The organism is Chryseomicrobium aureum, assembly GCF_043182735.1.
Lineage (GTDB): Bacteria > Bacillota > Bacilli > Bacillales_A > Planococcaceae > Chryseomicrobium > Chryseomicrobium aureum.
Genome location: NZ_CP171117.1, coordinates 976,856 through 996,098 on the forward strand (window position 1 = coordinate 976,856; position 19,243 = coordinate 996,098).

25 protein-coding genes are annotated in these 19,243 nt (G+C 41.4%); 18 read left to right on the forward strand and 7 right to left on the reverse strand.

Annotation, left to right across the window (positions count from 1 at the left end; genetic code table 11):
* Window positions 1–12: 12 nt before the first annotated feature.
* The 6 genes from coxB to ACF3OH_RS05265 all read left to right on the forward strand — a co-directional run bounded on the left by coxB (window position 13) and on the right by ACF3OH_RS05265 (window position 5,982).
* The gene (gene coxB, locus ACF3OH_RS05240; protein ID WP_342525936.1) at window positions 13–1,092 is read left to right on the forward strand and encodes a cytochrome c oxidase subunit II; all 1,080 of its coding nucleotides are present in this window, start codon (window positions 13–15) and stop codon (window positions 1,090–1,092) included.
* 18 nt (window positions 1,093–1,110) lie between these two features.
* A complete protein-coding gene (locus tag ACF3OH_RS05245) occupies window positions 1,111–2,976 on the forward strand; it encodes a cytochrome c oxidase subunit I (RefSeq protein ID WP_392456115.1) in 1,866 nt (621 codons plus the stop codon).
* Window positions 2,976–3,608 carry a cytochrome (ubi)quinol oxidase subunit III gene (locus ACF3OH_RS05250; RefSeq protein ID WP_204588946.1) on the forward strand — a complete coding sequence of 211 codons (633 nt, stop codon included), beginning with the start codon at window positions 2,976–2,978 and terminating at the stop codon, window positions 3,606–3,608. The genes ACF3OH_RS05245 and ACF3OH_RS05250 overlap by 1 nt, the downstream gene beginning before the upstream one ends.
* Before the next feature lies 1 nt (window position 3,609).
* A complete protein-coding gene (gene ctaF, locus ACF3OH_RS05255) occupies window positions 3,610–3,945 on the forward strand; it encodes a cytochrome c oxidase subunit IVB (RefSeq protein ID WP_204588947.1) in 336 nt (111 codons plus the stop codon).
* 649 nt (window positions 3,946–4,594) lie between these two features.
* Complete coding sequence (ctaG, locus tag ACF3OH_RS05260; RefSeq protein ID WP_204588948.1) at window positions 4,595–5,500, forward strand: cytochrome c oxidase assembly factor CtaG; 906 nt, start codon at window positions 4,595–4,597, stop codon at window positions 5,498–5,500.
* Window positions 5,501–5,520: 20 nt separating this feature from the next.
* The gene (locus tag ACF3OH_RS05265; protein ID WP_204588949.1) at window positions 5,521–5,982 is read left to right on the forward strand and encodes a DUF420 domain-containing protein; all 462 of its coding nucleotides are present in this window, start codon (window positions 5,521–5,523) and stop codon (window positions 5,980–5,982) included.
* 40 nt (window positions 5,983–6,022) lie between these two features.
* Here ACF3OH_RS05265 and ytvI read toward each other — a convergent pair whose 3' ends face one another.
* Window positions 6,023–7,084: a sporulation integral membrane protein YtvI gene (gene ytvI / locus ACF3OH_RS05270; protein ID WP_338032417.1), complete on the reverse strand. Its 1,062-nt coding sequence runs from the start codon at window positions 7,082–7,084 to the stop codon at window positions 6,023–6,025.
* 62 nt (window positions 7,085–7,146) lie between these two features.
* Complete coding sequence (locus ACF3OH_RS05275) at window positions 7,147–7,512, reverse strand: YugN family protein (RefSeq protein ID WP_204588950.1); 366 nt, start codon at window positions 7,510–7,512, stop codon at window positions 7,147–7,149.
* Window positions 7,513–7,644: 132 nt separating this feature from the next.
* Between ACF3OH_RS05275 and ACF3OH_RS05280 the strand changes: the two genes are divergently transcribed.
* Together ACF3OH_RS05280 and ACF3OH_RS05285 are read left to right on the forward strand one after the other, a co-directional pair.
* Window positions 7,645–8,718 (forward strand): CAP domain-containing protein, encoded by a 1,074-nt coding sequence (locus tag ACF3OH_RS05280; protein ID WP_392456117.1) that lies wholly within the window; start codon window positions 7,645–7,647, stop codon window positions 8,716–8,718.
* Between the two features lie 61 nt (window positions 8,719–8,779).
* The gene (locus ACF3OH_RS05285) at window positions 8,780–9,124 is read left to right on the forward strand and encodes a glutamate ligase domain-containing protein (RefSeq protein ID WP_392456119.1); all 345 of its coding nucleotides are present in this window, start codon (window positions 8,780–8,782) and stop codon (window positions 9,122–9,124) included.
* Here the strand turns inward: ACF3OH_RS05285 and ACF3OH_RS05290 are convergent.
* Window positions 9,081–9,572, reverse strand: coding sequence for a PaaI family thioesterase (locus ACF3OH_RS05290; RefSeq protein WP_204588953.1), 492 nt, complete (start codon window positions 9,570–9,572; stop codon window positions 9,081–9,083). The two genes, ACF3OH_RS05285 and ACF3OH_RS05290, sit on opposite strands and share 44 nt — an antisense overlap.
* A gap of 52 nt (window positions 9,573–9,624) precedes the next feature.
* Here ACF3OH_RS05290 and ACF3OH_RS05295 point away from each other — a divergent pair, with 52 nt between their 5' ends.
* Entirely contained in the window at window positions 9,625–10,074 is a 450-nt protein-coding gene (locus ACF3OH_RS05295) for a YlbF family regulator (RefSeq protein ID WP_204588954.1), read from the forward strand.
* A 22-nt stretch (window positions 10,075–10,096) separates the two neighbouring features.
* Here ACF3OH_RS05295 and ACF3OH_RS05300 read toward each other — a convergent pair whose 3' ends face one another.
* On the reverse strand, window positions 10,097–11,005 hold the full coding sequence (locus ACF3OH_RS05300) for a glycerophosphodiester phosphodiesterase (protein ID WP_392456121.1): 909 nt from the start codon (window positions 11,003–11,005) through the stop codon (window positions 10,097–10,099).
* Window positions 11,006–11,109: 104 nt separating this feature from the next.
* Between ACF3OH_RS05300 and ACF3OH_RS05305 the strand changes: the two genes are divergently transcribed.
* Window positions 11,110–11,382, forward strand: a complete 273-nt coding sequence (locus tag ACF3OH_RS05305; protein ID WP_204588956.1) for a YlbG family protein — start codon at window positions 11,110–11,112, stop codon at window positions 11,380–11,382.
* On the opposite strand, the gene ACF3OH_RS05310 is transcribed toward ACF3OH_RS05305, so the two are convergent.
* Entirely contained in the window at window positions 11,377–11,763 is a 387-nt protein-coding gene (locus tag ACF3OH_RS05310) for a methylthioribose kinase (protein ID WP_392456124.1), read from the reverse strand. The genes ACF3OH_RS05305 and ACF3OH_RS05310 overlap by 6 nt on opposite strands.
* Window positions 11,764–11,837: 74 nt before the next feature.
* On the opposite strand from ACF3OH_RS05310, the gene rsmD reads away from it, so the two are divergent.
* Window positions 11,838–12,404: a 16S rRNA (guanine(966)-N(2))-methyltransferase RsmD gene (gene rsmD / locus ACF3OH_RS05315; protein WP_392456127.1), complete on the forward strand. Its 567-nt coding sequence runs from the start codon at window positions 11,838–11,840 to the stop codon at window positions 12,402–12,404.
* On the forward strand, window positions 12,401–12,889 hold the full coding sequence (gene coaD, locus ACF3OH_RS05320) for a pantetheine-phosphate adenylyltransferase (RefSeq protein WP_204588959.1): 489 nt from the start codon (window positions 12,401–12,403) through the stop codon (window positions 12,887–12,889). The genes rsmD and coaD overlap by 4 nt, the downstream gene beginning before the upstream one ends.
* A gap of 10 nt (window positions 12,890–12,899) precedes the next feature.
* Here the strand turns inward: coaD and ACF3OH_RS05325 are convergent, their stop codons facing one another.
* Entirely contained in the window at window positions 12,900–13,295 is a 396-nt protein-coding gene (locus tag ACF3OH_RS05325; RefSeq protein ID WP_392456131.1) for a hypothetical protein, read from the reverse strand.
* A gap of 333 nt (window positions 13,296–13,628) precedes the next feature.
* Between ACF3OH_RS05325 and ACF3OH_RS05330 the strand changes: the two genes are divergently transcribed.
* Window positions 13,629–14,669 (forward strand): SepM family pheromone-processing serine protease, encoded by a 1,041-nt coding sequence (locus ACF3OH_RS05330; RefSeq protein ID WP_392456133.1) that lies wholly within the window; start codon window positions 13,629–13,631, stop codon window positions 14,667–14,669.
* Here the strand turns inward: ACF3OH_RS05330 and ACF3OH_RS05335 are convergent.
* Complete coding sequence (locus ACF3OH_RS05335) at window positions 14,659–15,852, reverse strand: nucleotidyltransferase (RefSeq protein WP_392456136.1); 1,194 nt, start codon at window positions 15,850–15,852, stop codon at window positions 14,659–14,661. The two genes, ACF3OH_RS05330 and ACF3OH_RS05335, sit on opposite strands and share 11 nt — an antisense overlap.
* A gap of 125 nt (window positions 15,853–15,977) precedes the next feature.
* Between ACF3OH_RS05335 and ACF3OH_RS05340 the strand changes: the two genes are divergently transcribed.
* The 5 genes from ACF3OH_RS05340 to ACF3OH_RS05360 all read left to right on the forward strand — a co-directional run bounded on the left by ACF3OH_RS05340 (window position 15,978) and on the right by ACF3OH_RS05360 (window position 19,234).
* Window positions 15,978–16,502: a DUF177 domain-containing protein gene (locus ACF3OH_RS05340; protein WP_204588963.1), complete on the forward strand. Its 525-nt coding sequence runs from the start codon at window positions 15,978–15,980 to the stop codon at window positions 16,500–16,502.
* A gap of 21 nt (window positions 16,503–16,523) precedes the next feature.
* Window positions 16,524–16,697: a 50S ribosomal protein L32 gene (gene rpmF / locus ACF3OH_RS05345; protein ID WP_094941571.1), complete on the forward strand. Its 174-nt coding sequence runs from the start codon at window positions 16,524–16,526 to the stop codon at window positions 16,695–16,697.
* 114 nt (window positions 16,698–16,811) lie between these two features.
* Entirely contained in the window at window positions 16,812–17,570 is a 759-nt protein-coding gene (locus ACF3OH_RS05350; RefSeq protein ID WP_204588964.1) for an enoyl-CoA hydratase/isomerase family protein, read from the forward strand.
* Between the two features lie 96 nt (window positions 17,571–17,666).
* Window positions 17,667–19,025 (forward strand): acetyl/propionyl/methylcrotonyl-CoA carboxylase subunit alpha, encoded by a 1,359-nt coding sequence (locus ACF3OH_RS05355; RefSeq protein WP_392456140.1) that lies wholly within the window; start codon window positions 17,667–17,669, stop codon window positions 19,023–19,025.
* Window positions 19,022–19,234 carry an acetyl-CoA carboxylase biotin carboxyl carrier protein subunit gene (locus ACF3OH_RS05360; protein WP_204588966.1) on the forward strand — a complete coding sequence of 71 codons (213 nt, stop codon included), beginning with the start codon at window positions 19,022–19,024 and terminating at the stop codon, window positions 19,232–19,234. The genes ACF3OH_RS05355 and ACF3OH_RS05360 overlap by 4 nt, the downstream gene beginning before the upstream one ends.
* Window positions 19,235–19,243: the final 9 nt, after the last annotated feature.

The window sequence follows — 19,243 nt, forward strand, 5'->3', positions numbered from 1 at the left end:
TTTGATTTAGCGATGATGAAAGGGCTAAAAAAATGGCGACTCTTTTCAATGCTAGCGGCGCTTATGTTTTTCCTAGCTGCCTGTGGCCAAGAGCAAATTTCAACTTTGACTCCACGAGGTCCAGTAGCCTCTGAACAATTTAACTTGTTGATTCTTTCTACTGCAATTATGACCTTCGTAATTATTGTCGTTGTTGTTATCTATGTACTGGCACTCATGAAATTCAGACGCTCTAAAGTTGGGGAAGATACAATCCCTGAACAAGTAGAAGGAAATACAAAACTTGAGATTCTTTGGACAGTTATTCCAATCATCTTACTCGTTATTTTAGCAGTTCCGACTGTGTATTATACATATACACAAGCTGAAGTAGCTGGAATGGAAGAAGTAGACGAAGAAGGTAATAAAACAGCATTGACTGTAAACGTAAATGCACACCTTTACTGGTGGGAATTTGAATATCCAGACTTAGGAATCGTCACTTCACAGGAGTTAGTCGTTCCTACTGGAGAACGCGTTTACTTCAATTTGATGGCAGCAGACGTGAAACACTCGTTCTGGATTCCATCCATCGGTGGTAAACTTGATACGAACGTTGAGAACATCAACAAATTTTATTTAGAGTTTGATAAAGAATCTGAAGGCTTAAAAGATGGCGTTTTCTACGGAAAATGTGCTGAGCTATGTGGTCCGTCTCACGCACTAATGGACTTTAAAGTAAAATCTGTTAGCCGCGAAGATTTCGACGCGTGGGTAGCAGCTGCGAATGAAGAACCATCTGCACCTGAATCTGATCTAGCAGTTCAAGGTGAAGAGTTATTCGTTCAAAACGGTTGTATCGGATGTCACGCAGTATCTGCAGTTGGCGGAGCTGTTGCACAAGGACAAGGTCCAAACGTGGCGACATTTGGCGATCGTAACCGAGTAGCTGGTTACTTAGATTACACGGAAGAAAACTTAAAAGACTGGATCAAGAATCCACAAGAATACAAGCCAGGAAACAATATGCCTGAGTACCCTAACTTATCAGATGAAGAGTTAGATGCTTTAGCTGCGTATTTAATGGGCTTATCAGTAGAAAATAAGCAATAGTCGAAGGAGGTAGGAACTGTGAGCGCAATCGCACAGAAAAAAGGCTTTGGCTCCGTATTATGGGACTGGCTTACAACAGTTGACCATAAGAAAATTGCCATCCTTTATTTAGCATCAGGTGGATTCTTCTTCATTGTCGGTGGTATCGAGGCAATGCTGATTCGTATCCAGTTAGCTGTACCGGGTAACGACTTCTTAAGTGCCGGTCTATACAATGAAATCCTTACTATGCATGGTACGACAATGATTTTCCTTGCCGCCATGCCGATATTATTTGGATATATGAATGCCGTAGTTCCACTTCAAATTGGAGCACGTGACGTTGCATTCCCATTCTTAAACTCACTTGGTTTCTGGTTGTTCTTCTTCGGAGGAATTTTCCTTAACCTATCTTGGTTCATGGGAGGAGCGCCAGATGCTGGATGGACATCGTATGCATCGCTCTCGCTTTACTCACCTGGAAATGGTATTGACTTCTACGCACTTGGACTTCAGATCTCTGGGGCCGGTACGTATATTGCCGGGATTAACTTCCTAGTAACAATCATTAACATGCGTGCACCTGGTATGACATATATGCGTATGCCACTATTCACGTGGACAACGTTTGTCGCATCTGCACTTATTTTATTCGCATTCCCACCACTTACAATCGGTCTTTTCTTCTTGATCTTTGACCGTATGTTCGGTGCGAACTTCTTTGATCATACAATGGGTGGAAACACAATTATCTGGGAGCACTTATTCTGGATCTTCGGTCACCCTGAGGTATACATCCTGATTTTACCGGCATTCGGTATTTTCTCTGAAATCTTTGCCATCTTCTCACGTAAACGTTTATTCGGTTACTCAGCGATGGTATTTGCAACAGTTCTTATCGGTTTCTTAGGATTCATGGTATGGGCTCACCACATGTTCACAGTAGGTCTTGGGCCAACAGCAAACGCAATCTTCGCTGTAGCGACCATGGCAATTGCGGTACCAACTGGTGTGAAAATCTTTAACTGGCTCCTCACAATTTGGGGCGGTAGCATCAAAGTCACAACACCAATGCTTTACGCTTTAGGATTTATTCCTTCATTCGTAGCAGGTGGTGTAACAGGGGTCATGCAGGCAGCTGCACCACTTGATTACCAATTACACGATTCATACTTCATCGTAGCTCACTTCCACTACGTAATCGTAGGTGGGGTAGTACTAGCAATCTTAGCGGGTCTGCACTTGTACTGGCCGTTAATGTTCAACCAAATGTTAGATGAGAAACTTGGAAAAATCACATTCTGGTTATTCTTCTTCGGTTTCCATGCAACATTCTTTATCCAACACTTCTTAGGATTAATGGGTATGCCACGTCGTGTATTCACATTCGTAGGAGATCAAGGTTGGGACGCATTCAACGCAATCAGTTCTGGTGGTGCCGTATTCATGGCACTTGGAGTTATCGTGTTAGTGGTGAACATCGTGAAAACTGTTGTTCAAAACAAACCGGCTGGAACGGATCCTTGGGAAGATGGACGCACACTTGAGTGGGCGATTCCACAACCAGTACCATTCTACAACTTCAAACGTACACCACTTGTTCGTGGTCTAGATACATTCTGGATCGAGAAACAAGAAGGAAATAAAGAAGGTATGACATACGCTGAACCACTTAGCGATATTCACATGCCAAACAACTCATTCATTCCATTTGTAATGTCACTTGGTCTGTTCATCGCATCATTTGGTGCACTTTACAACGGTGAAAAAACGTGGGCTGTTCCGGTACTAGTAATCGGTCTAGCCATCACACTTATCTCTATGGGTGTCCGTTCATGGAAAGATGACCACGGATATCATATCCATAAAGAAGATTTAATGGATGACAAAGGGGGTAAATACTAATGGCTGAAGAAATTAAATATACCCCACAAACGTGGCCGGAACATCCGGAAACGGCTAATCTTGAAGGTAAAAATAAGTTCTTAGGTTTCTGGTTATTCCTTGGTGGAGAGACTGTTCTCTTCGCATCTTTATTCGCAACATATTTAGCGTTGAAAGATAAAGGTCCAGAAGGTATGACATTCACGACACAGTCTTTGTTTAGTGAAGGATTACCTCTTGTATTCCTTATGACGATGTTACTTTTAACATCTTCTTTAACATCTGTTTACGCAATGTACCACATGAAGAACTTTAATTTCCGTGGTATGCAAACATGGATGGCAATCACTGTATTACTAGGTCTAGGATTCTTGGCTCTTGAGATCTACGAGTTCTATCACTATGTACACATTGGTTTCTACTTCTCACAGAGTGCTTTCTCTTCTGCATTCTTTACATTAGTTGGAACACACGGTCTTCACGTAGTGATTGGTTTAGGATGGATCATCCTTCTTATGCTACGTAATGCAAAACGCGGATTGTCTGTATACAATGCGCAGAAGTATTACACAGCTTCACTATACTGGCACTTCATTGATGTTGTGTGGGTATTCATCTTCACAGTAGTTTACTTGATGGGAGTGATGGGTTAAGATGGGTCACGATACACATGTTGTTGTAGCGAAAAACAAGACACAATATGAATACGCGCGTCGCAAACGTTCACATCACATGCAAATGCAAGTCGTTACTTTTGCGATTATGATTTTCTTAACATTTATCGCTTTTGCAACAGTAGCTGCAGGCATGTCTGCATTTTATGTAGCACCTGTCATCTTGCTGCTTGCAGCAGTACAAGTAGTCCTTCAACTTTATTATTTCATGCATATGAGTGATAAAGGCCATAACATGGCTGCGTTCTTCTTATACAGTGGCGCATTGTTCGGCTTCACATTTATCATCACATTCTTAACGATTGTTTGGTGGTAAGTGAGAAAGGCCCCCGGTTTTGGGGGTCTTTTTTTATTTATAGGTACCTGTCCCAAACACTATTCTGACATTCATGACTATTCATTCATCATGCAAATTGACAGCTGATTTTTGCGTTATTATATACATATTTATAAATTGTGTTGGAATTGTTTGGGGGACAGGTACCTTTTGGGAACTGCTGGGATTTATTTATTTCACTTCATTTGATTGGGTGACAGGTACAGATTCTTCCAAGACTAGAGTTGAGTGGAGGGGCTGCTTTCCGAGGGCGCGTCGTGAGTCTCCTCGGCTGCGAGAAGTGCAAGCTTCTCGTATGCCAAGAGGAGGCTCCGGTATGCTCCCCCTGGAACTCACTACCGTAGCGTCAGAGATTGACGACATTAAAAGTTCTAGAGTGGAGTTCTCCACATCTCGGGTTATCGGGTTTCGACTTCGAATGAAATCGAGTTGCGCCTCCTAGAAATCCCGCAAAAAGCCATCGCATCCCATGAAGCAAAACACGCTTCACGGGCTCCGCTGTCATTTCGCACAATTTCTGACCAGTCGGCTCCACATCTAATAAGAATGTTCACTCCCTGTTCATTGATGTGAACGCATTTCGGGGCTATAATACAAGTAGTGACTGCATAAGGAGAGGTGAGATACCTTGTCAATTTCAGAATTCGGTTTTGTCGCAAACTGGAGTCCCTATCTATTTGTTATTCTAGCTCTACTCACAGCGGGCTATTTCTATATCACCGGACCAGGACGTCATCGCTTTGCTGTGTCTGAGCCAGTAACATCTTCAGAACGTTCATACTTTGTAGGGAGTATGCTACTTCTGTACATCGTCAAAGGATCACCTGTTGACTTGATAGGTCATATTTTATTCTCGGTACATATGGCACAAATGGCTATACTGTTACTATTAATTCCGATTCTCCTGATGAAAGGGATTCCATGGTGGATTTGGGAGACGCTTCTCAGCAAACCGCTTTTTGCAAAACCCTTTAATTTTGTAACAAAGCCATTGCTAGCGCTAGTTGTATTTAGTGTATTCTTTTCTTTCTACCACATTCCATTAATTTTTGATCAAATCAAAATGAATGAAATTTTACACACCGTAGTGACATTCGCGTTATTCTTATCTGCCATCTTTATGTGGTGGTCTGTGGTCGATGTGACGAAAAATCAAAAAACGCTACATGGGCTCAAAAAAATTGGATTTATTATAGGAAGTGCCGTATTAATTACACCCGCTTGTGCGCTTATCATTTTTGCAAGTGACCCGATGTATGCTACTTATACAGATGCAGATGCTTGGCAAAAAGCGATGGAGCTTTGTGTTCCAGCATCGACTCTTTCCCAATTATCTTTATCTGGACCAGAATTATTTACAAGCATGTCAGCTCATGAAGATCAACAGCTTGGCGGAATCATTATGAAAATTATCCAAGAGCTCATTTATGCTGTATTGTTATCGAGTGTATTTTTTGCTTGGTACCGTAATGAGCAAGACCGAGCAGATGAAATTACAGAACAAGCTATTCGCGATCTTCAAACGAGAGTATAAAGACTTAAAGGAGAATTGGAATGACGCTACCCTTATTGCCAACAATCAGTACATTTTTTATTGTACTCAGTGCTATACTAGTCGCAATTGGCTGGTACTTGATCAAGCAAAGAAAAATTGAAGCACATAAAAAAACGATGCTAGCTGCTGCTGCATCGGCATTAACATTCTTTATTATTTACGTATCGCGCACACTTTTTGTTGGAAACACAGCATTTGGTGGACCAGACGATATCAAAATTTATTACACGCTATTTTTAATCTTCCATATTATTTTGGCGACTACAGGTGCTGTGTTTGGTCTTACCACACTTTACTTAGGTCTCAAAAACAACATCGAAAAACATCGCAAATGGGGACCAATTACATCAGTAGTCTGGTTTTTTGTAGCTATTACAGGAGTCGCTGTCTATTGTCTTCTTTACGTATTCTATACTGGTGGAGAAACGACTTCACTTTTTAAAGCAATATTAGGGAATTAATAAAAAGCCTTTCCGATCACTTTGATCGGAAAGGCTTTTACTATAGTTTGAAATCTAATTTAATAATGCCAGCTTCTTTAGCTGTCGTGAAAATGATAACGACCAATGGGCCTACGATAAAGCCTACCAAGCCAAATAATTTAGCACCAATAAACATAGCGATTAAAACAGCAAGTGGGGAGAGTCCCATTTGAACACCCATAACTTTAGGTTCGACTGTTCGGCGAATGATCAGAAGAATAATTCCTAAAATAGTTAATTTTGTTCCAAGTGCGATATTTCCCATCGCGAATGCGCCAATTGCCCAAGGCGCCATAATAATAATGGAGCCGAGTATTGGGATTACATCAATTACCCAGATAATAAGGGCCATCACTAATGCATATTCCGGAATAATAATATATAAGCCAACTAAACTAGCAAATAAAATGATGAAACTCACCATTACTTGGGCTTTCATAAAACCAAAAATAACGCGTTTAATTCCAGAATACATAAATAAGATTTTATCTGCAGTTTCGTTAGAGAAGTAACTAAAAAACTTCCCACGCAAGTTTGGTAGATCTAACATAAATAAAAAGAGAGCAATTAAAAACACAATAAAACTTACAAGCAAATTTGGAATTCCAGCCAACAAGCTTGTGATGTTGTCGTAATTGACAATTGCTAAAAGTGAAAGTTGTAAACTATTTAAAGTGGCATCGACTTCAGTTTGAATGGACTCCACGACTTCGAGGGGAAGACCTGCAGTTAAATCAAAAAGTTGATTTTGTAAATTGATCCATATAACACCCAAATCGTTTAAGTAAGAAGGGAAGGCTTTTGACCATTCGATAATGCGTGAAATTAATGAAGTAATCATAAAGTAAAATAAGAGGATAAACAATCCGAACGTTAGTGTGTAATTCACTATTACGGAAGTTTTGCGGCTCAACTTAAAGCGATTTTGTGAAAAATGTACAAGTGGTTCAACAAAAATGGCAACAAGTAATGCCAAAATGATAGGTACCGAGACCGGCAAAATGACAAGTGCGAGAATAGCTAAGATAGTTAGTAAAATAATATTTCGTACTAGTGTACGATCGATTCGTTTCACTTTCACTGCATGCGCTCCTTTAGAAGTAGGTAAGAAAAAAGAGTAGAGTGACCTCTACTCCTTTCAAATTATGCGCGAATCTCAAATGCTTGTAAGTCAGCACGGATAGCTGCAAGCGTTTGTTCACATGATTTTAGTAAGTGTTTTGGGAACACTTCATCTTCTCCGTATTCAACACCGTGTGGATAGTAGTGCTTTCCAACAACCGGCTTCATTAGAGTCATCATCGCATCGTGTGCACCGACATCTCCATCCGTTGTATACGTAAACACGCGAAGGTAATATGTGCCCTCACGAATTACAAACTTCTTGTCATACGTAGCACGCTCATAGTCCCATGCACCAGCACGAACCATTCCATGTTTGTTCATAATGTCATCCAGTAGGTTCAAATCCACTACTAAATTCTCTAGACCAGTATTTTCAAAATACATGGAACACCCTCCTTTAGGTTTTCACCCTATTTCTTCTACTTAATAGTATAGGAAAATATGATCTGATGCAATGACAACATTGTGTCAGAACAGCGCTCACTGCTATACTAAAATGAAAAGGGAGGAGAGCAGATGAACAATTTAGCGAAGTTATTTATAGCAGCAGTTATAGTTGTCTTTGCTTTCGTCTTATTTGATCAACCGGTTCAAGAAAATGAGCTTTTAACAGAAGAAAGACAAACAGGACAAGTATTGCCTCAAGAGAATTTGACAGACTCAACTCCTGATTACAATGTTTTTTCGCGACCGAAAGAAGGAGTCTCGACTTTTGTAGGGAAACCAATTGAAGAATGGCGAAAGGCTTATGGTGATCCACTTCGAATCGAACCTTCTTTGTATAATTATGAATGGCATATTTATAAACATGATGTGATCAGTTATCAAATGGTGGGTGTAGAAGATGGCATCATTAATCAAGTATATGCTGCCGGAGAAGATGCACAGGTCAATCCTTATAAGGTGGGGCAATCACTCGAAGAGATTTATAGGTTCACATTAGTGCTTCCTGAAATCGGACTGGAGTTAAATGACAGCACCTATGTCCTGTCATTGAGTCCTTCCGATACACAACGCCGAATCTTGGTTCAATACGAAGGTTTATTCGCCCAACTCTACATTGATACTTTCGACAATCAATTAGAAGGGGTGCGTTTTATTACTCCTGAAGTATTGTTGATGCACCGTGCATACGACACCTACTACGAGGGGGAAATGGTCGAAACTACGTATCCAACGTCAGCAATTCAAAATGCTGTGGACCGAGCTGCTGAACGAGAATTGTTCGACTTGACCAATTTGTATCGTATGCGTCATGGCGTCGAAGCTTTAAATACGTATCCTGCGCTTGCTCAAATTGCTAGAGAATATAGTCAAGAGCTTGCAAAGAGTGAGACAGTGATGCAAGAGGAATTTGAGCTTTCTAAATACGAAGACAAACTGGAAGAGTTTGAAATCCCATTCAAAAGAGCTGGAGGGAATAGTGCCGCCCTCTACAGAGATCCTATAGAAGCCATCAATGGTTGGATCAATTCAAAAGTGCATAGAGAAACGATTCTTGAACCTACTTATACGCATCTTGGAGTAGGAGTCTTTTCAGAGTATTACACGCAAAATTTTATAGAGATTGCTCAAGAGGAGTCCGAATAACAGTACCGCCGCCATCTGTCATAAATGACCAAATGGTGAGCGGTATTTTAATAGTACGATTGTGATTGGATATGGAGGGGACAGAGACCGCAAGAAGAGGGGAACGATTGGTTGCATCGCATCAAAACAATGCAAGAGAGTTATATTCACTTTAGACAATCCACGTTTTGAAGAACCTTTACAGCCACTGCTAGACATGAAAAAAAACGCACCAGACGCACTTGTCATGCCTGACAGAAAAGTGGCGATTTGGTACGCGCTCGAGACGAGTAATGTAGGTGAACCTATAATAATTGCTGGAAAAGGGAACGAACGAGAAATTGCGTATCGTGGTGTTTCCATTCCTTCTCATGATAAAGCCATTATTTTTGAGTGGGCAGGTCAATCACAAAGAATGAGCCTGTAGCATACGCGATTCTTGTCCCTTTTGCATCATATGCAGAAGCTTCCAATACAAGTGTTTGACGACCTTTATGTAAGTAAGAGGCAATGCTATATACAGACGGCTCAGTTGTTGCTTTCGTATAATGAATCGTCAAATTCGTGGTAACAGCGCCTTTTCCTTGCGGGCGTAAATCTTTGTTCACTAAGAAGCCCATTGCATTATCGATTAACGTTGCTACAATTCCTCCGTGTGGCATTCCGAACGAATTGACCGTTAAAGGTGTGATCGGCATGTCTACTCGGCACGTCTCATCTGGAAAGGATATATCAAACTGGAATGCTGCATTGACAAATGTCGTATAACGACCTTGACGTTTTTCTTCAAGACTGTTGACGAATGTCTCCAGTAAGTTTCTTTCAGTCTCTGTAGCTTGTTCTAAAAAGCTTTGAATGGTAGAAGTTGTATGCAAGTTGGTTTTCCCCTTTATAAAAATTTGGTATGATGAAGCGGGAGGGATCATCATGCAGATGACATCTGACTGGCTTACGATCTTGGATGAAGTAGATGAACTTAACACGTTCGTCATGAACTCTGAAATCGTGTCAGCTTATTATAAAGCCCACACGGACGTGTACGCGTCCCCAGAAGTGGCGAAAGTAGTTCATGAGTTTTCACGTCTGAAAGAGACGTATGAAGAAGTTCAACGATTTGGAAAGTATCACCCAGATTATAAAACTATTAATTCCAAAATCCGCATCAAAAAACGAGAGATGGACCTTATTCCACAAGTTGCAGAGTTGAAAGCGGCTGAAAATGATGTTCAAGATTTGCTAGATGAACTCAGTCTGCTTATTGCTCACGCGGTTTCAACAGATATTAAAGTACCTGTCAGCAACCCTTTCTTTCAGAGTGCGACAGGCTCGTGTAGTACGGGATGTGGAACGGGATCTGGTTGTGCATGTTCTGCTTAAAAGCTCCTACGGGGGCTTTTTTTTAATGGCCTTCTCCTTGAATGAGTTGCACGGCCACTTCTGGACTGTCGGTCACAATTCCATCCGCTCCGTTTTCAAGTAGACGCTTCATGTCTTCTTGTTGATCAATGGTCCAGTAATGCACTTTAATATTTAGTGAATGCAAGAATCGAATAAAGCCGGCGGTGTCTAAGCGAATTGATTTATGTTTCGTAGGTAGCTGGAATACATCCGCTTTTGGGTGATAGAGATGTTTGAACTGACTCGTGTATGCGGTATATGCTTTTCGTACTTCTTTTTCACCTGCCCCTAACGCTACCCGGTTTTGTGCGTACAGATTGAAGCGGTCGATTTGTTCGTCGAAGAAACTCGTCACTACAACACGGTCCAGTGCTCCAGCTTCTTCTATAACGCGCCATAATTTAGAAGGCATCAGTGAGCCTTCATAAGAGGTAGGGGCGTCTTTCATATCCATATTTATATAGAGAAACGGAAAACGATCCAACAGTTCTTGTAACGTTAGGATTCTTGCTTTTTCAAGTTCCTCGGATGAAAATTTTGCGCGGTCTACAAACTTTTCACTAAAGTCGATGGATTGAATCTCATCAAGCGTCATTTCACTGACTAAGCCTGTAGCTCCGCTTGTGCGATCTACAGTGTCATCGTGAAAGACGATAATTTGTTCATCTTTTGTCATACGTAAATCAATTTCGAAGCCGTGAACACCCAGTTCTGCGGCTTTTTCAAACGCAAGCCAAGTAGATTCAGGCGCATTATTAGAGCCACCTCGATGAGCTAATACAATCGGTTGTTCTGTTGCAAGTACAGATTTCTGCGGGCGTGGTTGCGGTTTGGAGAGTACTTTCGTTCCCGCCCAAGCTGTACCAGCTGCCGCAGCAACAACTAAAGCTATGGTTCGTTTACGTGTCATAAAAATTGCCTCCAATACATTCAGTTTTCAGAATTTCCCTGCTGTGGTAGACTAAACTTACTATGAATTCGTCATTTGAGCAAATTTAGAAGAGGGGGATCTGTATGATTCCAAGACAAGGGTTAATCGTCTATGTTAATCATTTAAAGCATGCGAAGACACTTCGTAAATACGGACATGTCTACTATATTTCTAGAAAATTAAAATACGTAGTGTTGTATATGAATCAAGAAGATATCGAGTCTGTTACAACAAGACTTTTAAAACTTCCGTTCGTGAAAAAGCTAATGCCTTCAGAGCGACCATTTATTAACACGGAATATGAAAACTCGAAACCTGATAAAGCGAAAGAATACGATTATAAAATCGGATTATGATAAAGGCGGCAGCAAATGGTTTAGACGCATTATCGCAATGAGTGCTTGATGGTAATGATCAATCGATCCAAATTCACTAGAATGTTTTACTTCAAGTGTGACGGGTACGACATCAAGTTCGTGCAAAGTACGTTCGAACATGAGCTGTCTTTCGGTTTTCGGCTCTTGAAAAGGGATACCTTCCCGACAACTATATATAGGGATAAATGGTACGTCTCCAGCTGGTTTCAATGCCAATGCCAAGGAGACACTTTTTTTGTCATTTTTCTTGCCATGTAAAATAAACGCATGAAGAATTCGATGTTTGTTTGTTTTTGCTAGTTCACAAAGCTCAAACACATCCCCATACCCTTCGCCTAACTCTATAAATCGCTGAATCATGAAAATCGTCCTTTCTTGGTACAGTTCTTATGTTAATTTACTAAATATCGCACAACTTGGAAAGGGGAAACACGATGCGTATCGTTTCCGGAAGTCGCAAAAGTATACCATTAAAAGCAGTACCAGGGGATGCGACACGCCCTACAACAGATAAAGTAAAAGAATCTTTATTTAATATTCTTGGACCTTATTTTGAAGGAGAATTTGTTCTCGACTTATTTGCTGGATCGGGTTCTCTTGGTTTAGAAGCACTTAGTAGAGGTGCAAACTATGCAGTCTTCGTTGAAAAAAACGGGAAAGCCGTAAAAGTTCTTCAAGAAAACGTAGAAAAAGCACGCTTTACTGAACAAGCTGAGATTATGAAAGGTGACGCACGGCGAGTTTTAGAGGATTTGCAAGTACGAGGAGTTGCATTTGATTTAATTTTTCTTGATCCTCCTTATGCGCAAATCAAGTTGTATAGTTTGGCAGAAACAATCATAGAGATGGGGTTGTTGAAAGAAGATGGTCTCATTATTTGTGAACATGCAAAAGAAGTAAACGTAGAAGATTTCATTCCGTCTGCTAGTTGTTATCGTAAAGAACAATATGGAAGTTTAAGCATCTCATTCTTTGAACATAAAAGGAGTTCGACACAATGAAAATTGCAGTAGTTCCAGGTTCGTTTGATCCTATCACCAATGGTCATTTAGACATCATCACGCGAGCATCGGTGATTTTTGACAAAATCAAAGTAGTCGTTTTAAATAATTCATCGAAAAACCCACTATTTACTGTAGAAGAGCGTATGAACCTGATTGAACAATCTACAGCACATCTTGGGAATGTCGAAGCGGACACCTTTTCAGGTTTATTAGTAGATTATGCGAAACAAGAAAATGCACAAGCTATTATACGCGGATTACGCGCTGTATCGGATTTCGAATATGAGATGCAGATCACGTCAATGAACCGAAAGTTAAACGATCAAGTGGAGACATTGTTCATCATGACTAAAAATGAATATTCCTTCTTGAGTTCTAGTATTGTAAAAGAAGTTGCCAAATATGAAGCACAGCTCCATGAATTCGTCCCTGCACCTGTTGAAAAAGCACTGCGCGAAAAATTTACGAATTCGGAAGCCTAGTGCTTCTTTTTTACGTCAAAAAATAAAGAGCACTCACTAAAACAATCATCGTATAAATTCTGGCTATAAAGTAAGGGGAAAATGATATCCCAGAACCTCTAAGTATCAGCAAGTTCTGCAAGTGAATACTCATTCCAGTAAAACCAAGAACTAATCCATAATAAGGCAATGTAGCGCCAGTAACCGATGCTAGCTCAATACCAGCAGATAGTTCAAGTAAACCATAAAGAAGAGTGGGCATAGTATCTGGCAAGACAAAAGTATGAATGACTACTTCAGCAGCTGAACTACTGACAATGACGGACACAGCACTAATGGTTAATGTCTCAGCTATTGATTGAAAAAATGGAGCTGGGACAGCCGAACGCTTAGCAACAGGAGAAGTTGTAGATGTTTTGCGAAGCATCCATAAACCCACTATACTCAAATTAATACCATGGATGAGCAGAAGAAGTTGAAAGCCGATTGTTCGATCACCTAAACTTTCTAAACCTACAAACAAAACAGCGAAAGCTTTTTCTTTATTTTCAAGGTGATGTGCATAAAAAGTTTAGACAATGTTAGAAAAGGTAGTAGATAAGGAATGAGTACAGTTAAAAAAGAGTAACGCCTTTAGAGGCGCCATCAAAGAATGCAGAAGGGAACAGTAGACCAAGAAACATCAGTGTAAGGCAACTGACCTGCACAATGTGGTGAATGGGCTTCGCTCCTTACTCAAGTTGCTAGAGGGGGAAAAGAGATGAAAAGATGGGCAGGTCCAATTGGAATTGTACTAGCCTTACTAATTTTGTTTTATCCGCTGGATTATTATATTTCAAAACCCGGTGGCGCATACGAACTGTCTCCAATTGTAAAAGTAGAAAATAAAGATGCGGGAGATACGGGTGAATTACGTCTATTGACAATCGCTTTATCTAAAGCAACGCCCGCTACTTATATTTATCAGTCATTGAAAGATCCAGACCATTTAATGAAAGCTAATCAAATTCGGCGAGAAGATGAAGATGATGAAGCCTACGAAGTGCGTCAGTTAAAACTGATGTCGAATTCACAACTCAATGCTATACAAGTAGCATATGACAAAACTGACGAACCATATGAATTGATAAACAATGGATTATTCATCTATTCAGTTGTCAAAGGAAGTCCAGCAGACGGTACGCTTCGTCCTGGAGACCGGATCCAAGCGATTGACGGGAACGCGGATGTGAGTGAACAAGCGCTTCAAGAATTTATTTTAACAAAAGAAGTCGGCGATACGATTCAATTATCAATTGATCGTGACGGAGAGAAACGAGATGTTGAAATTACTTTAGGAAGCATCCCAGAGATTCCAGACCGTCCGGCTGTTGGAATTTCCTATCAGCAAGATCAAGAGATTACGACAGAGCGTGAAGTGTCATTCCAATCTGACGAAATTGGGGGGCCATCTGCGGGATTAATGTTCACGTTAGAAATCATGAATCAATTACTTGAAGGCGACTTAACAAAAGGGTATAGCATCGCAGGGACTGGTGAGATTCTGGCTGACGGCCGAGTGGGTCGCATCGGTGGAGTGGATTTAAAAGTCGTAGCGGCAGCTGAAGAAGGTGTCGATTTTATGTTTGCACCAGATGATGAGATTTCAGAAGACCTTCTTGCAACGAACCCAAACCTATTGAGTAATTATCAAGCCGCCATAGAAACAAAAGAAGAACTAGGTTTAGATATTGAAATTGTGCCTGTCAAAACAATCGACGACGCACTTGATTACTTAGAAAAGCTGCCCCCTAAATCCTAAGGGGCAGCTTTTTATATTCTTGACCTACTTTTTTATGAAGCTGTTTAGATGAGTACCCTAAGTAATAGACATCCGAAGATCGGGTATCGTGGGCAAGGAAAAGTGAATCGCTACTGGCTAGACGAGAGACGAGCGGCAGCTCAAAGTCTTTTTTGCGGTGATTCAGGTACGCCTGTCCAGCTGATGTCATGCCGAGGAGTCGAACAGCGTCTGGCATCTCTTTCGTGCGTTGTGATTCCAGAAATCCTGTATAAATATGGGTCATCATACGTTGGAGTCGAGTCCATGTATAGCGCTTTGATTTTAACAACTGCATAAACTCCTGATAACTTGTGGCTGTCTTCGCATGTTTATGAATTGCAAATTCTATACCCTCTGTCACTTCAGCATGCTCTCTTAATTGATCGGGTGTTTTTGAAAGGATGGCATAGCGTAATGTCGGCCAAAATTGTTCCCAACTCGCAAATTGTTGGTAGGTGTTATACCATTCATTCAATAATCGGTAGGTAGCTGCTGGTACGTGATCGCCTGGAATACTCATCGTCTTAAACAACGAATGGCGAATACCAGTCGCACTCGCTATTGTTTGGCCTTCTTCGATAAAATCATGATACCCAGCCCCGATACGCTGAATAGTGACAGGTTGAATCGGTTTTCCTTGTGCGGCTTCTACGTAATGATAGCCGAGAATATTGTTAGGTTGCGCTAAGTCAACAGACGTTTCTGAATGAGGATGTAAGCTTTGAAAAGCATCTTGTAACGCCATAGGATAACTTTTTCCTTGGGAGAGGGAATGCTTAATTTGTGAATTATAGTACTCTCGATTGGTAGCAATTAGATGATATGTCGTGATAAAATCTTCAATTTCTCCGTGCTCACTTCCGAATACAAAGGAGTCACATTTTAATTCATTGGCCAGATGAATGGCTCCTTGTGCGAACTCCGTTGCAGATGCGGTAGCAAACCGGTATGGCAACTCGACGACAATATCGACACCACTAGATAGTGACATTTTTGCTCGCGTCCATTTATCGACTAGAGCAGGCTCACCCCTTTGCAAGAAGTTGCCGGACATTACTGCAATAACAATGTCTGCGCCTGTAACTTTTCTAGCTTGTTGAACATGATAAGCATGTCCATTATGAAAAGGATTATGTTCTACAACGACCCCTGTTGCTTTCAATTTTCATCGCTCCTTCGTATACTAGTAACAGTATACGCGCAGGGAAAACAGGTGACAAGAAATTATCTTGACATCTATTTCTGCACGTTATATAATCAACTTTGTTGTCTTGAGGTGATAAACGTATGAAATGGACAATTCATCAATTGGCGAAATACCGTCGTAGTCATATGGAAATTGACGAAGAAGTTCAGCTTCCTGAACTGATGAAGCGAAATCCTGAGATTCGGCACGTATCACCCGTACATGTAAAAGCCCGTTGTACAGTTGGTGCAACGAGTTTAACTTGCCACTTTCATTTAGAAGGACACCTCATTTTACCAAGTTCTCGGACATGGGAAGATGTGGAGTTTCCGTATTCGATCGATTCAACAGAAGTGTTTGATTGGTCAGAGCATGCTGAGGAAAGCGATAATGTCCATCCTGTTGAAGGAGAAGTCATCAACGTTGACCCGGTATTGGAGGAACTGATTCTTTTAACCATTCCTCTTCAAGTTTTTAAAGAAGATGCAGACGAGCCGAGACCTGAGGGTGGAAGCTTTTGGAGCTATGCAACGGAAGAAGAACTGAAGGAAAAGGAAGCTGGCGAACAAAAAACGGATCCAAGACTTGCTGAATTAGCTAAGTATTTTGATCAAACAGACGAATAGATCTGTAAGGAGGTGCCATCAATGGCTGTACCATTTAGAAGAACTTCTAAAACTGCAAAAAGAAAGCGTCGTACGCATTTCAAACTATCTGTACCTGGTATGGTAGCATGCCCAAACTGTGGTGAAGCGAAATTGGCTCACCGCGTATGTAAGTCATGCGGACACTACAAAGGGAAAGAAGTTGTAAGCAAATAATTCAGTATTTGCGACACACTTAATACTGATAACTTTCTGAGTTATCCGTATAATAAAGACTAGCAGAGAGGCCATGGCTCTCTACTAGTCTTTTTTCTATGGGAGGAATTTTTCATGAGCTTTCGTATCACAAAGTTAGATGGAATTGTTCAGTTTCAAATTACACGACCTGAAATACATAATGCCGTCAATCATGAAGTGGTAGACGGATTTGCTCTATTTATTGAGCAACTCGCCCAGGAAGATGTGCAGTTTGGGGTTGTCACGGGTGAAGGGGACAAGGCGTTTTGTAGTGGGGGGGATTTATCTGTGTTCCACTCTCTACGTACGGAGCAACAAGCTCTTGAAATCCACGAACGAATGGCGACCCTTTTATACAAATTAGCCACTCAACCTGTACCGGTCATTGCGCTTGTGAACGGCACCGCAATCGGTGGCGGTGCTGAGATCGCATCTGCTTGCGATTACCGGTTGGTTAGTCAACATGCACGAGCGGGCTTTGTACAAGGGACCCTCGCTATCACGTCTGGGTGGGGCGGTACGACATTCCTTCAGCTAAAGGGCATTCCTTACGATAAATTATTGAAATTTACAACAGAGGCAAAGCCACTACCCGCAGATGAACTAAAAGATCTGGGGTGGGCGACTTCCGTTTATTCAGGCGACAAGTGGGCCGCAGTAGCTGACTTTGTAAAACAGATGAAGCAATTGCATCCGTCCGTTGCAAAGTCTTATAAAACTCTTTTAACAACTGAGTTGCGTAAGCCTGAAGTATATGAACGAGTGCTAGATGAGGCGCGCATGTGTGCAAAGTTATGGGAACTGGATGCACACCACGAAGCGGTAGACCGATTTTTAGCACGTAAGAAATAAAAAGTGCGGACAATTTGAATTAATTTGTCAATTCATAGTTGAAATCGCTTTCATGTTTCGTATAGACTTAGAACGTGTGGGAAGGGGAGAAATGTTTTGAAACGTATACTTATTGCGAATCGGGGAGAAATCGCAAGTCGTATCATACGTACATGCGAAAAAATGGGGATTGAAACAGTGGCTGTCTATTCAGAAGCTGACGCAGAGATGCTTTTTGTCAAGCAGGCAACAGTCGCGCATCTGATAGGGCCAGCACCTGTTAACCAATCCTATTTAAATAAAGCAGAAATACTACGTGTTGCAAAAGAAGAGCAGGTAGACGCTATTCATCCTGGCTATGGGTTCCTCTCTGAAAATGCAGAATTTGTTCGGGAGATTGAAGCGGCAGGAATTCGCTTCATCGGTCCCTCTGCTGAGACCATTGATAAGATGGGAGACAAAATTGCTTCACGGGAGACGATGAAACTGGCTGGGGTGCCAGTTGTCCCTGGGACTGAAGAAGGATTGGCGACTGCTGAAGATGCCGTGACATATGCTAACTCGATCGGATATCCCGTCATGCTTAAAGCATCGGGCGGCGGTGGTGGTATTGGCATGGTGAAATGTGAAAATGAGCAAACGCTCGCTCAACAATTCACTGGCATCAAAACACGCGCGAAAAACTACTTTGGCAACGATGCTGTGTTCGTAGAAAAGTTTGTCGAGCCGGCACGTCATATCGAAGTTCAAATTTTTGGAGATGCAACAGGTAACGTCTATCACTTGTTTGAACGAAATTGTTCTGTGCAACGACGCAATCAAAAAGTCATCGAAGAAGCGCCGTCACCTGCATTATCGGACGCAACAAAAGCAAAACTTTATGAAGCGGCAGTTAAAGCAGCGCAGGCCGTGAACTATAAAAATGCTGGAACTGTCGAATTTATTATGGACGCAGATGAAAACTTCTATTTCTTGGAGATGAATACACGTCTTCAAGTAGAACATCCGATAACAGAGTTGATTACAGGACAGGATTTAGTTGAATGGCAATTACTAACAGTAATGGGCAACGAGTTACCAATTCGTAGTCAAGATGACTTGTCAGTGGCAGGTCATGCGCTCGAGTTTCGTCTCTACGCAGAAGATTCAGAGCGCTTCATGCCATCACCAGGGGAATTAGAGACACTTGAGTTTCCACAAGGCGAGGGGATTCGAATCGACGGGGGCTATGCGCAAGGTACCTCTGTCACACCTTATTACGATCCAATGATTGCGAAAATCATTATCTCAGGTGATTCCCGCGAACAAGCAATCGAGCGTGCGAAAGATGCTCTTGCACAGGTCCAAGTTGAAGGGGTTAAATCGAACTTGTCGTTCTTTAAAGACTTCCTGACATTTAGAGAGTTCGAGCAAGGAAGTTATGCAACGAATGTAATCGATCACTATAGAAAACACAAACTGGAGGAACAATCATGAAAACATTACTTTCAACAATGGCAGGAACAGTATTCACAGTAAATAAAGCAGTCGGAGAAGAAGTCGTCACAGGAGACGTCGTTTTAGTTCTTGAATCAATGAAAATGGAGATTCCTGTGGAGTCTGATCAATCGGGAAAAATCACGCAAGTACACGTAAACGAAGGGGATTTTGTAAACGAAGGGGACACGCTCGTCACATTCGAATAAGACAACAAG

Coding starts and splice junctions, on each gene's coding strand:
- coxB (WP_342525936.1), top strand. CDS start 13: ATGATGAAAGGGCTAAAAAAATGGCGACTCTTTTCAATGCTAGCGGCG.
- ACF3OH_RS05250 (WP_204588946.1), top strand. CDS start 2,976: ATGGCTGAAGAAATTAAATATACCCCACAAACGTGGCCGGAACATCCG.
- ctaF (WP_204588947.1), top strand. CDS start 3,610: ATGGGTCACGATACACATGTTGTTGTAGCGAAAAACAAGACACAATAT.
- ACF3OH_RS05265 (WP_204588949.1), top strand. CDS start 5,521: ATGACGCTACCCTTATTGCCAACAATCAGTACATTTTTTATTGTACTC.
- ACF3OH_RS05275 (WP_204588950.1), bottom strand. CDS start 7,512: ATGTATTTTGAAAATACTGGTCTAGAGAATTTAGTAGTGGATTTGAAC.
- ACF3OH_RS05280 (WP_392456117.1), top strand. CDS start 7,645: ATGAACAATTTAGCGAAGTTATTTATAGCAGCAGTTATAGTTGTCTTT.
- ACF3OH_RS05295 (WP_204588954.1), top strand. CDS start 9,625: ATGCAGATGACATCTGACTGGCTTACGATCTTGGATGAAGTAGATGAA.
- ACF3OH_RS05300 (WP_392456121.1), bottom strand. CDS start 11,005: ATGACACGTAAACGAACCATAGCTTTAGTTGTTGCTGCGGCAGCTGGT.
- ACF3OH_RS05305 (WP_204588956.1), top strand. CDS start 11,110: ATGATTCCAAGACAAGGGTTAATCGTCTATGTTAATCATTTAAAGCAT.
- ACF3OH_RS05310 (WP_392456124.1), bottom strand. CDS start 11,763: ATGATTCAGCGATTTATAGAGTTAGGCGAAGGGTATGGGGATGTGTTT.
- rsmD (WP_392456127.1), top strand. CDS start 11,838: ATGCGTATCGTTTCCGGAAGTCGCAAAAGTATACCATTAAAAGCAGTA.
- coaD (WP_204588959.1), top strand. CDS start 12,401: ATGAAAATTGCAGTAGTTCCAGGTTCGTTTGATCCTATCACCAATGGT.
- ACF3OH_RS05325 (WP_392456131.1), bottom strand. CDS start 13,295: ATGCTTCGCAAAACATCTACAACTTCTCCTGTTGCTAAGCGTTCGGCT.
- ACF3OH_RS05330 (WP_392456133.1), top strand. CDS start 13,629: ATGAAAAGATGGGCAGGTCCAATTGGAATTGTACTAGCCTTACTAATT.
- ACF3OH_RS05340 (WP_204588963.1), top strand. CDS start 15,978: ATGAAATGGACAATTCATCAATTGGCGAAATACCGTCGTAGTCATATG.
- rpmF (WP_094941571.1), top strand. CDS start 16,524: ATGGCTGTACCATTTAGAAGAACTTCTAAAACTGCAAAAAGAAAGCGT.
- ACF3OH_RS05350 (WP_204588964.1), top strand. CDS start 16,812: ATGAGCTTTCGTATCACAAAGTTAGATGGAATTGTTCAGTTTCAAATT.
- ACF3OH_RS05360 (WP_204588966.1), top strand. CDS start 19,022: ATGAAAACATTACTTTCAACAATGGCAGGAACAGTATTCACAGTAAAT.